Genomic DNA, 10824 nt, shown 5'->3' on the forward strand with positions numbered 1-10824 from the left:
GGCGCACGGCGCCCCCCAGGGGGCGGCGTCACTTCTTCGCGGCTACGTGCTCCTTGACCAGTGGCTCGGTCGCGTGCCGCTTGATCAGCGGGAACTGCGCCATCATGAACAGGATGGTGATCGGCATCGTGCCCCAAACCTTGAAAGCGACCCAGAAATCCGTCGAGAACGATCGCCAGACCACCTCGTTGAGGATGGCGAGGAAGACGAAGAACAGGCCCCAGCGAAAGGTCAGCTTGCGCCAGCCCTCGGCGTCGAGCTTGAAGGCCTGGTCGAAGACGTAGCCGAGCAGCGATTTGCCGAAGACGAGCCCGCCGAGGAGGACAGCCGCGAACAGGCCGTTGACGATGGTCGGCTTCATCTTGATGAAGGTCTCGTCCTGCAGCCACAGGGTCAGCGTGCCGAAGACCAGCACCACCGCGCCGGAGACCAGCGGCATGATCGGCAGCGTCCGGGTGATCGCCCAGGAGACGCTCAGCGAGATCGCCATCGCCGCCATGAACAGCGCCGTCGCGACGAACAGCGGGCCGCCCAGTTCCTGCAGCGCCGGGAAGGCGTCGGCGATCTGCTCGCCGCGCGAATTGGCGAAGAAGAAGACCAAGAGCGGCCCGAGCTCCAGCGCGAATTTCAGGAGCGGGTTCATCTCCCTGCGGTCGGGGGAATTCGGTTCTTCTTCGATGATGTGGTCGGTCATGGGTACTCCGTGTTCGCCCTCATATCGGGCGGGATCGCGGCAAATGATAGGCCGCCGGGCCGCAACCACCAGAAACTTGCCGATCTTTAGTGCTGGCTGGCCCCATCAGGGCGTCGCCGGCGCCGTCCCCGCGATGGCACTGGCGAAGTCCCTGGCCTTGAACGGTTCGAGATCGTCGATGCCCTCGCCGACGCCGACGAAATAGACCGGCAGCTTGTGCTTGGCGGCGATGGCGACGAGGATGCCGCCCCGTGCCGTGCCGTCGAGCTTGGTCATCACCAGCCCGTTGACGCCGGCGACATTCCTGAAGATCTCGACCTGGTTGAGGGCGTTCTGGCCGGTGGTCGCGTCGAGGGTCAACAGCACCGTGTGCGGCGCGTCCGGCTCGCGCTTGCCCAGCACCCGGATGATCTTTTCCAGTTCCGCCATCAGCTCGCTCTTGTTCTGCAGCCGGCCGGCCGTATCGATGATCAGGACGTCGGAATCATTCTCCACCGCTCGGTCATAGGCCTCGAAGGCCAGCCCCGCCGCATCGGCGCCGATCGCCTTGGCGACGACTTCGGAGCCGGTGCGCTCGCCCCAGATCTTCAACTGCTCGACGGCCGCCGCCCGGAACGTGTCGCCTGCGCACAGCGTCACCTTGAGCCCGGCACGGCTGAGTTTCGCCGCCAGCTTGCCGATCGTCGTGGTCTTGCCGGTGCCGTTGACGCCGACCACGAGAATGACGTGCGGCTTCTTCTCCAGATCGAGCTCCAGCGGCATCGCCACCGGCGCCAGCGTTTTCTCGATTTCGTCGGCAAGGATCGAGCGGACTTCCTGACTGGCGATCTCGCGGCCGAAGCGGCCTTCCGACAAGCGGTCGGTGATGCGCAGCGCCGTCTCGACGCCGAGATCGGCCTGGATCAGCACGTCCTCGAAATCCTGCAGCGTCTCCTCGTCGAGGCGGCGCTTGGTAAAGATCGAGCCGATCGAACCGGAAAGCTGGTTGGACGAGCGCGACAGCCCCTGGCGCAGGCGTTGCAGCCAGGGCGCCGTTACTTCGGGGGCGGGCGCGGCCGGGGTCGCCTGTTCGCGAAGCCGAAAGCCGGCCTCGGGGTCCACCGGCGGGCGGGCGGTGACGGGCTGCTGGGGCGGGGAAGGGAGCGGCGCGTCGGTGCGGGGTTCGGGTGCCTCGTCGAAGGCGGGGTCGATCCGCTCGGACGTCTCGAGCGCGGCGTCGTCGTCCGGCGGCAGCTCCGCGTCGAGCCAGGAAAAATCCGCCTCCTCGTCGGGCAGGTCTTCGCCATGCCCGTCCAGATGATCGTCTTCGGAGGCCGGCCCCACGGCGGGGGCCGCCGCGTCCGCGGCCTCGGAGGCTTCCCGCCGTTCGCCCGCGACGGGCGGCGGTGTCTCGTCCTCGGGAGGAATCGGCTGTTCCAGAAACGAGAAGTCGGGGCTCTCCGCCGTCGCTTCCGCCGATTCGATCGGCTCCGGCGCCTCCAGCCAGGAGAAATCCGCGCCGTCGTCGGCTTCAGCCGGTTCGGCTTGTTCGCCCGCCGTTTGCCCTAGGAGGATTTCGGAGTTTTTTTTTGAGCCGCGCTCGCTTCATGGCCGATCGAAGCGTCCGCCGGGTCGTCCGTGGGGCGTTTTTCCGCGCCTTCGGCGAGTGGCGTGATGCCGCCTCCCTCATCGAGCGCCGCACCGGCCTCGCCGTCGGCGACGGAACTCGCCGCCGCCTCCGGATGCATGTCCGGGTCCGGCGATCCGGCGCGGCCGACTTCGGTATCGGAAGGCCGCGGCAGTTCGCCGTGCTCGGGAACGCGGTCTTCCTCGCGGTCGGAACCGAAGGAGAAGATGCGCCGGAAGAAACCTTTTTGTTCAGCCATGTGTCAGATCGTTTCTCTTCAAACCCGGTTCGCCCCTTTTCGGGGCTGAACGACGCGGGCGGAAAGCCGCCCGTCGCGTTCCTGCGCGATGATAGTGTCGACAAGCTGGCCGGGGAGCCCGGCGTCGACATGACAGAGGGTGAAATCCTCGCAGCGGCCGATGCCGTCCCGTTCGACGAGCACGCTCTGTGCCGTGCCGACGAGGCGGGCAAGGTGCGCGGCATGGGCCGCGTCGCCGGCCTCGCGCAGCCGCGCCGCACGCTCCTTGACGAGGGAGCGCGGCAGTTGCGGCATACGCGCCGCCGGTGTGCCCTCTCGTGGCGAGAACGGAAAGACATGGAGGTGGGTCAGACCGCACTCCTCGACGAGCTTCAGCGAGTTATCGAACATGGCGTCGGTCTCGGTCGGAAAGCCCCCGATGATGTCGGCGCCATAGACGATGTCCGGTCGGGCCGCGCGCATGGCGGCGCAGAAGCGGATCGCGTCGTCGCGGGAATGTCGGCGCTTCATCCGTTTCAGGATCATGTCGTCGCCGGCCTGCAGCGACAGGTGCAGATGCGGCATCAGCCGCCTTTCCGAGCCGATCGCCTCGATCAGCGCCGGGTCGGCCTCGATGGAATCGATCGAGGAGAGCCGCAGCCGCTTCAGGTCCGGCGCATGGCGCAGGATCGCCTGGACGAGGTCGCCGAGCCTTGGCCGGCCGGGCAGGTCGACGCCCCAGCTGGTCATGTCGACGCCCGACAGGACCACCTCATTGTAGCCGCCGGCGACGAGGCGCTTTACCTGGTCGACGGCCGCGCCCATCGGCACCGAGCGCGAATTGCCGCGTCCGAAGGGGATGATGCAGAAGGTGCAGCGATGGTCACAGCCATTCTGGACCTGAACGATGGCGCGGGCGCGGCCCTCGATCGCGTCGATCATGTGGCCGGCGGTCTCGGTAACGCTCATGATGTCGTTGACGCGAATTTTTTCCTCGTTCGCCACACCGAAATCGGGCAGGGCGCGGTAGGATGCGGCGACCAGCTTGTCGTCATTGCCGATCACGGCGTCGACTTCGGCCATCTCGGCGAAGCGGCCCGGTTCGGTCTGCGCCGCGCAGCCGGTGACGACGATGCGGGCCCGCGGGTTGTCGCGTCTTGCCCGGCGGATTTGCTGGCGGGCCTGACGCACCGCCTCGGCGGTGACGGCGCAGGTGTTGAAGACGATCGCGCCCCCGTCGTCCTTGCCGAGGCCGGCTGCCAGCGCCTCGCGCTTCATCACCTCGGCCTCGTAGGTGTTCAGCCGGCAGCCGAAGGAAACGACATCGACGCCCATCAGGCGGGTTCCACTGCGGTCTGGTCGTCGCGGACATAGGCGCCCGTCGCCGGGTCGAGGCGGCCTGACCATTCCCACATCGCGGGGCCGGTCATGACCACATGGTCGTCGTCGCGCCACTCGAGCAGAAGATCGCCGCCGGGGACGGTCACCGTCACCATCCGCCCGGTCCGCTCTGTGCGTGCGGCCGAGACGGCGGCGGCGCAGGCGGCCGAGCCGCAGGCCTTCGTCAGGCCGACGCCGCGCTCCCAGGTCCGCAACGTCAATGCGTCCGGACTGGTCACCTGAGCGATCGAGATATTGGCCCGTTCGGGGAAGATCGGATGGTTCTCGAGAATCGGGCCGAAGCGGTCGAGGTCGTAGCTCCAGACGTCGCGGTCGATCCAGAAGATCACATGGGGATTGCCCATGGAAACGGCCGAGGGCGAATGCAGCACCGGCGCGTCGATCGGGCCGATCTGCAGTTCGATAGCGCGCGTGTCGTGGAACGCCTCGGCCAGCGGGATGTCCCGCCAGCCGAAGCGTGGCTTGCCCATGTCGACGGAAATCAACCCGTCCGGCCGCTCGCTTGCGGTCAGGATGCCGGCGCGGGTCTCGAAAGTGAAATCGGTGCGGCCGGTCTCGACGCCGAGCGCCTGCGCGACGCAGCGTGTGCCGTTGCCACAGGCTTCGGCCTCGGAGCCGTCGCGATTGATGATCCGGATGTGGGCGTCCGTGCCGGCAGTCCTGGGATCGTGGATCGCCATGATCTGGTCGAAGCGGGTCGCGGGATCGGCGGCGAGCGCGCGCGCACCACCGGCCGAAATGCGGGCATTCGTGCCGCGCAGATCGGCGACGATGATCTCGTTGCCGAGCCCGTTCATTCGCGCGAAGGCGATGGTGGGCTCGGCGGCAGTGCCGGCGCTCTCGGTCATGGCGGCTATATGGCCGATCATGGTGACAAATGAAAGGAGGCCGCGAGAGTGCCCCTCGCGGCCGAAGGCGCGAAGCCTGACACGTGTCGAAAAACGATCGGTGGGACGTGACGGAGAAAGACTGTCCACCGCCACGCCCCGGTTCGGCCTCACGCACTGCGAGCCCGGAACCGACCGCTTCGCTCTTAGTTGGCCGGAGCCGGCTCGGTGGCCGCGGGGGCTTCCGGCGCGGTCGTCTCGGCCGGGGCTTCCGGAGCCGCCGCCGGTGCCTCCGGGGCGGCCGGGGCCGCGTTGCTCTCGGCGGCGGGTGCCTCGACGTTCACGTCAGGCGTGTCGACGGTGACGCTGGTGCTGCTGCTGTCGCCCACGTCGCCACCGCCCGACAGGCCGTCGCCGAACAGGAAGAACGCACCGACGAGGAGGACGAGGATGAGAGCCGCCGCGGCGATCATGCCGCCGCTGCCGCCGCGTCTCGGGCCGTCGACGCGATCATTGTTGACGATGACGGTTCGGTCCTCGCGGGGCGGGACCCTGTCCCCCGGAGGCGGGACGTCGCGTGGATCTGACATGTGATTTACTCCTGTTGGGCCGCGGCGAACCTGCATGCCGGGCGGGGGAGGAGCGCCGACGTTTCGACGCTCCAATGATGTTGGCAGCCCGTCAGCGTACGACGTAGACGACCTTGCGCGTATCGGCTTCGACGAGCACTGGCTGTCCGTTCACGTAGACATAACGGTACTGGTAATCCGGAATCTCACGAAGTTCGACCGTCTCGGGAAGGCTGGCGCCAACGACGGCTTCGCCCTCGAGATAGACAGGATCGACCTGGTTCGAGCGGACGTAGGCTACGGCGGTCTCAGGCGGGTCTATGACGGCGCCCGCGGCAAGACCGGCTGCTCCGCCGATCGCCGCGCCGATGGGGCCACCGACGATGGCTCCCGCGACGGCGCCCGTCGTCGCGCCGGCGAGCCCCGCCCCCGCATCGTTCTCATAGGTCGCCACCGGAACGGAAAGTTCCTGCCGGCGGGTCGTGACGACGACCTGCTCACCCGACATGTCGGCGGTCAGATAGTCCGAATAGGCCCAGCCTTCCTTGCCGTCGACGTTCACCTTGCACCAGGATCCGCCTTCGATGCAGCCCTCGACCGTGGCGCTAGCTTCATTCGCAATCATACCGACGATCTCGTAGTTCGGTCCGGGACCTGCGCGGACATTGAGATCGGTGGTCGCCTTTACAGCTGTCTGGGCGAAGGCGGGCATGGCCAGCGCGACCAGTGCGGTGGTGGTGCCGGTGGCGAAAATATGCCGAATTTTCATAAATTTAATCCTGACGAGAGTGCCCTTCGCTCGTCAAAATGTCGCAGATTGATAATTGTTCCTGACCAACCGCTGCATCGTGCAACGAATTTCGGATCTACCGCCCCGGGGATCCGGGATTTCGGGCCCGCGTTATTTTTCCCAGTCGGTACCGATCGCATCGCGGTCGAGGGCGCGGGCGTCTTTTTCGATCTCCGCGCACTCCTCGCGATCTGCTGCATCTTCACTCTCGGGCATTTCCGCGGCCTCGCCCGATGCCGTCAGGGCCAGCTTGAAATACATCGGATAATGATCGGATCCGATGTCGGGCAGCCGCTTCATCGCGACCAATTGGAAACGGGCGTCGTGGAACAGATGGTCCAGTGGCCACCGCATGAACCAGAAACGGGTGTCGAAGGTATTGTAGAATCCGCGGCCGACGCGTGGATCGAGCAGCCCGGATACCCGCTGAAAGAGCCGGGTCGTATGGGACCAGGCGACGTCGTTGAGATCGCCGCAGACGATCGCGGGCGCCGGATTTTCCTTCACGAGTTCGGCCACCTGGAGCAACTCGGCATCGCGCCCGGCCGAATCCGCATGCGGTACCGGCGGCTCCGGATGGACGCCGTAAAGACGAAAGCGTTGCCCGTCAGGCAGGACGACGGTCGTCATGATCGAGGGCACGCCCTGCATGACGAGATATTGCACTTTGGTGTCCTCCAACGGGTGGCGGGACATGAGGATCATACCGTAGGAGTTGTCCAGCGGATGCCAGACGCCGTGCGGTCGCCCTTCGAGAAGCGGCTCAAGGGCCTCGGCCCAGTTCCCGTCGGTCTCCATGAAGATCACGATATCCGGATCGACATCGCGAACCAGGCTGATTGCCCTGTCATGGTCGCGATTGGACATCTTGACGTTATAGGAAAGCACCGACACGGTGTTCTTGCCGTTCGGGTCACCCTCGTAGAGTTGGGACTGGCGCCGGCGCAGCGGCGTGAATTGCGCGATCGAAACCACCTGCACCGCCACGACGATAGCCTGGCCGACAAGCAAGCTCCACATCCACAAGACGGGCTCGACCAGCCAGACGGTCAGCGGCACGAGGACAAGCGTCAGTGCAAGGAATTGCAACCGGGGAAAGGCAAAAACCCGGACGAAGCCGTGCGCGATGCGGGCGAAGGAAATGCCAGTCGCAAAAAGAAGAAAGATCGTGAGTGCGGTCAGAATTAGGGCAGCCGTCATGACCTCAACGCGATTGGAGTGATCCGTAGACGGCCGGGAACAAGCCGACCGTTGTCGAGCACTTGTATCCGAAGCGGCATAGGACAAGGGCGCATGGTTGGCACTCGCTGAAAGGAGGCCGCCGCGGCATCCCTTCAAGCGGCCCGCAGCCCCGCCGACATGGTCCGGTTCGTGCAGGCCCGCTTTGGTTGACAATTCGAGCGCGTTGGTGTTCTTGCCGGGCAAATCCGCGACATGCCGTCCGCGACCCGCCGACCGTGCCCCTCCTCTTGGAGCCGCGCGGAGGTCACCATCCGCCAGCGAGTTTCGCCCGCGGATGCGTTCTTGCTTTGAGCATCGTTTGCTTTGGGCATGAAGGGTTTGCGGTCCCCGGCGATGCGCACCACCTTCCGGGGCAATTCGGAAGGACGGAAGGAAGCTTGATGTTCGACTCGCTCCAGGACCGCCTTGGGTCCATCCTGAACGGTCTTACCGGCCGCGGCGCGCTCTCCGACAAGGATGTGGGGGCGGCGCTGCGCGAGGCCGGCCGGGCGCTGCTCGAAGCCGACGTCGCGCTGGAAGTGGTGCGGGGCTTTACCGACCGGGTGCGCGAAAAGGCCGTCGGCGCCGAAATCCTGAAGTCGATCAAGCCCGGCCAGATGGTCGTCAAGATCGTCCATGACGAACTGATCGAAATGCTCGGTCGGGACCAGGTTCCGATCGACCTCAATGCGCCGGCACCGGTCGTCGTGATGATGGTCGGCCTGCAGGGCTCGGGCAAGACCACCACCACCGGCAAGATCGCCAAGCGCCTGACCGAGCGCCAGCGCAAGAAGGTGCTGATGGCCTCGCTGGACACGCGTCGGCCGGCCGCGCAGGAGCAACTGAAGGTTCTTGGCGAGCAGACGGGTGTCGCGACGCTGCCGATCATCGCGGGGCAGGGACCGGTGGAGATCGCCGCCAGAGCCCATCAGGCCGGCAAGCTCGGCGGTTACGACGTCGTCATTCTCGACACGGCCGGCCGCACCCATATCGACGAGCCGCTGATGGTCGAGATGGCGGAGATCAAGGCGCGGGCGACGCCGCACGAAATCCTCCTCGTCGCCGACTCGCTCACCGGTCAGGACGCGGTCAATCTCGCCCGTTCCTTCGACGAGCGCGTCGGCATCACCGGCATCGTGCTCACGCGCGTCGACGGCGACGGACGCGGCGGCGCCGCGCTGTCCATGCGCGCCGTTACCGGCAAGCCGATCAAGCTGATCGGCACCGGCGAGAAGATGGACGCGCTGGAGGATTTCCATCCCTCGCGCATCGCCGATCGCATTCTCGGCATGGGCGACATCGTCAGCCTCGTCGAAAAGGCGGCCGAGAACATCGACGCGGAAAAAGCCGCGGCGATGGCCAAGAAGATGCAGTCGGGCAAGTTCGATCTGAACGACCTCGCCGACCAGATCCGCCAGATGCAGAAGATGGGCGGCATGGGCGGCATGATGGGTCTGATGCCCGGCATGGGCAAGATGAAGGACCAGATGGCCTCCGCCGGTCTCGACGATAAGATGCTGAAGCGTCAGCTCGCCGTGATTTCGTCGATGACCCCGGCCGAGCGCGCCCGCCCCGACATTCTCAAGCACAGCCGCAAGAAGCGCATCGCCGCCGGCTCCGGCACCTCGTCGGCTGAGATCAACAAGCTGTTGAAGATGCACCGCCAGATGGCCGACGTGATGAAGTCGATGGGCAAGGGCAAGGGCGGCATGATGGGCAAGATGATGGGCGGCCTTGCCGGCAAGATGGGCCTTGGCGGTCCAGGTGGCGGCATGGGCGGTATGCCCGGCGGCATGCCGGACCTGTCGAAGATGGATCCCAAGCAGCTCGAAGCGATGGCGAAGGCCGCCCAGGGCGGCGGGCTCCCCCCCGGTCTCGGCGCGCCCGGCGGATTGCCGGGCCTTTCCGGCGGAGGCTTCCCGGGGCTACCCGGCCTGCCGGGCAAGAAGAAATAAGGTTTCAGCGGCCAAGCCGCGACCATGCGAATACCTCGAACAGCAACCTCCGGCATCCGATAACGGGCCGACATCGAAAAGAAGGAAAACCCACATGCCCCTTAAAATGCGCCTCGCCCGTGCCGGCTCGAAAAAGCGGCCTTATTACCATGTCGTCGTCGCGGACGCCCGGAGCCCCCGCGATGGCCGCTTCGTCGAGCAGCTCGGCTCATGGAACCCGATGCTGCCGAAGGACGCCGAGCGCGTGAAGCTGAACGAAGAGCGCATCAAGCACTGGCTCGGCGAGGGCGCACAGCCGACGGATCGCGTGATGCGCTTCCTCGATCAGGCCGGGATTCTCAACCGTCCCGCCCGCGTCAATCCGCTGAAGGGCAAGCCGGGCAAGAAGGCGCAGGAGCGCGAAGCCGAGCGCGTGCAGCGCGAGGAGGACGCCAAGGCGGCGGCCGAGCAGGCAGCCGCCGATGCCGAAGCCGCCAAGAACGCGCCGGCCGAGGAGGCTGCGGCTGAGGAAACCCCCGAGGCCGGTTCGGAAGAGTCCGCCGCATAGGTTTGCGTCGGGTAAGTTTCGACTGTAATCATCCGACCTGAGCAACGGCGCCCTTTGGCGCCGTTCGTGCAAGCGTACCGCATTCCGAGGAGGCGGAACCCGTTGTCACCGAGGTCCGACGATGCGGCAGTCCGACGATGATTCAGGAATAGATTGCCGGAATGCCCAATCCACGGGCGATCTGGGCCTGTTCGAACTTGCGCCGATTCCGCTGTGGATCGAGGATTTCAGCGGCGTCAAGGCACTGTTCGATGAATGGCGCGAGGCCGGGGTCACCTCGATCCGCGAGCATCTCGAACAGGATTTGGAGCGCGTGAAGACCGCGGCGCGACGAATCGAGCTCATCGCCGTCAACGCCTGCACGTTGTCGCTGTTCGAGGCCGACAGCTTCGACCATCTTGCCGCCAATCTCGACCGGGTCTTTTCCGGCGACATGCTGGACAGCCACCGCGAGGAACTGATCCAGCTGTGGGAGGGACAGACCGCGTTCACCAGCTACGCGGTCAACTATACGCTGTCGGGCCGCCGTCTGGATGTCCAGCTCAAGGCGCGCATCCTGCCCGGCTTCGAGGACGACTGGAGCTGCGTTCTCATTGCCACCGAGGACGTGAGCGAGCGCGAGGAAGGCCGGCGCCGGCTGATCGCCAGCGAAACGTTCGCGCGGGGGCTTTTCGAGCATTCGCCGATTTCGCTCTGGGTCGAGGACTTCAGCGCCGTAAAAGCCCTGATCGACGATATCCGCGCTCGGGGGGTCGTCGATTTCCGCACCTTCGTCGATGTTCATCCGGAGTTCGTCACCCGGTGCCTGAGCGAAATCCGCGTCGTCGACGTCAACGAGCACACGCTCGAACTCTTCCGCGCCAGCGACAAGTCGGGGCTGCTGGGCCGTCTCGACGAGGTATTGTCCACAGTGATCGAGCCCTTCTGCACCGGCTCAAGCCCGTTGACGCATTTGATTAACGTCGACTTGCCCGAA

Annotated in this window: 11 protein-coding genes and 1 pseudogene; 2 read left to right on the forward strand and 10 right to left on the reverse strand. The window is 65.9% G+C overall.

What is annotated here, in order from left to right; translation table 11 throughout:
- Positions 1-28: 28 nt before the first annotated feature.
- From MJ956_RS15980 to MJ956_RS16015, 8 genes are all read right to left on the reverse strand, one after another.
- Positions 29-694, reverse strand: coding sequence for a septation protein A (locus MJ956_RS15980; RefSeq protein WP_253965437.1), 666 nt, complete (start codon positions 692-694; stop codon positions 29-31).
- Positions 695-799: 105 nt separating this feature from the next.
- Complete coding sequence (ftsY, locus tag MJ956_RS15985; protein WP_256477914.1) at positions 800-2176, reverse strand: signal recognition particle-docking protein FtsY; 1377 nt, start codon at positions 2174-2176, stop codon at positions 800-802.
- 62 nt (positions 2177-2238) lie between these two features.
- Positions 2239-2559, reverse strand: coding sequence for a hypothetical protein (locus tag MJ956_RS15990; RefSeq protein WP_206454697.1), 321 nt, complete (start codon positions 2557-2559; stop codon positions 2239-2241).
- Positions 2560-2577: 18 nt separating this feature from the next.
- Entirely contained in the window at positions 2578-3873 is a 1296-nt protein-coding gene (gene mtaB, locus MJ956_RS15995; protein WP_253965438.1) for a tRNA (N(6)-L-threonylcarbamoyladenosine(37)-C(2))-methylthiotransferase MtaB, read from the reverse strand.
- Positions 3873-4787, reverse strand: a complete 915-nt coding sequence (dapF, locus tag MJ956_RS16000; RefSeq protein WP_253965439.1) for a diaminopimelate epimerase — start codon at positions 4785-4787, stop codon at positions 3873-3875. The genes mtaB and dapF overlap by 1 nt, the downstream gene beginning before the upstream one ends.
- Positions 4788-4972: 185 nt before the next feature.
- Positions 4973-5356 (reverse strand): hypothetical protein, encoded by a 384-nt coding sequence (locus MJ956_RS16005; RefSeq protein WP_253965440.1) that lies wholly within the window; start codon positions 5354-5356, stop codon positions 4973-4975.
- Positions 5357-5447: 91 nt separating this feature from the next.
- The gene (locus MJ956_RS16010; protein WP_253965441.1) at positions 5448-6104 is read right to left on the reverse strand and encodes a DUF1236 domain-containing protein; all 657 of its coding nucleotides are present in this window, start codon (positions 6102-6104) and stop codon (positions 5448-5450) included.
- Positions 6105-6236: 132 nt separating this feature from the next.
- On the reverse strand, positions 6237-7325 hold the full coding sequence (locus MJ956_RS16015; RefSeq protein WP_253965442.1) for an endonuclease/exonuclease/phosphatase family protein: 1089 nt from the start codon (positions 7323-7325) through the stop codon (positions 6237-6239).
- Positions 7326-7747: 422 nt separating this feature from the next.
- Between MJ956_RS16015 and ffh the strand changes: the two genes are divergently transcribed.
- Positions 7748-9301 (forward strand): signal recognition particle protein, encoded by a 1554-nt coding sequence (gene ffh / locus MJ956_RS16020; protein WP_253965443.1) that lies wholly within the window; start codon positions 7748-7750, stop codon positions 9299-9301.
- A 94-nt stretch (positions 9302-9395) separates the two neighbouring features.
- Positions 9396-9848 carry a 30S ribosomal protein S16 gene (rpsP, locus tag MJ956_RS16025; RefSeq protein WP_253965444.1) on the forward strand — a complete coding sequence of 151 codons (453 nt, stop codon included), beginning with the start codon at positions 9396-9398 and terminating at the stop codon, positions 9846-9848.
- A 142-nt stretch (positions 9849-9990) separates the two neighbouring features.
- Here rpsP and MJ956_RS18930 read toward each other — a convergent pair whose 3' ends face one another.
- Together MJ956_RS18930 and MJ956_RS19030 are read right to left on the reverse strand one after the other, a co-directional pair.
- Positions 9991-10632, reverse strand: a complete 642-nt coding sequence (locus MJ956_RS18930) for a hypothetical protein (RefSeq protein ID WP_341482734.1) — start codon at positions 10630-10632, stop codon at positions 9991-9993.
- A gap of 92 nt (positions 10633-10724) precedes the next feature.
- Positions 10725-10824, reverse strand: a pseudogene (locus tag MJ956_RS19030) (amino acid ABC transporter ATP-binding protein); the annotation flags it as partial.

This window comes from Aurantimonas marianensis (assembly GCF_024195285.1).
GTDB lineage: Bacteria > Pseudomonadota > Alphaproteobacteria > Rhizobiales > Rhizobiaceae > Aurantimonas > Aurantimonas marianensis.

Coding starts and splice junctions, on each gene's coding strand:
- mtaB (WP_253965438.1), bottom strand. CDS start 3,873: ATGGGCGTCGATGTCGTTTCCTTCGGCTGCCGGCTGAACACCTACGAG.
- MJ956_RS15990 (WP_206454697.1), bottom strand. CDS start 2,559: ATGGCTGAACAAAAAGGTTTCTTCCGGCGCATCTTCTCCTTCGGTTCC.
- MJ956_RS15980 (WP_253965437.1), bottom strand. CDS start 694: ATGACCGACCACATCATCGAAGAAGAACCGAATTCCCCCGACCGCAGG.
- MJ956_RS16005 (WP_253965440.1), bottom strand. CDS start 5,356: ATGTCAGATCCACGCGACGTCCCGCCTCCGGGGGACAGGGTCCCGCCC.
- ffh (WP_253965443.1), top strand. CDS start 7,748: ATGTTCGACTCGCTCCAGGACCGCCTTGGGTCCATCCTGAACGGTCTT.
- dapF (WP_253965439.1), bottom strand. CDS start 4,787: ATGACCGAGAGCGCCGGCACTGCCGCCGAGCCCACCATCGCCTTCGCG.
- MJ956_RS16015 (WP_253965442.1), bottom strand. CDS start 7,325: ATGACGGCTGCCCTAATTCTGACCGCACTCACGATCTTTCTTCTTTTT.
- MJ956_RS18930 (WP_341482734.1), bottom strand. CDS start 10,632: ATGAACATCGACGAAGGTGCGGAAATCGACGACCCCCCGAGCGCGGAT.
- rpsP (WP_253965444.1), top strand. CDS start 9,396: ATGCCCCTTAAAATGCGCCTCGCCCGTGCCGGCTCGAAAAAGCGGCCT.
- MJ956_RS16010 (WP_253965441.1), bottom strand. CDS start 6,104: ATGAAAATTCGGCATATTTTCGCCACCGGCACCACCACCGCACTGGTC.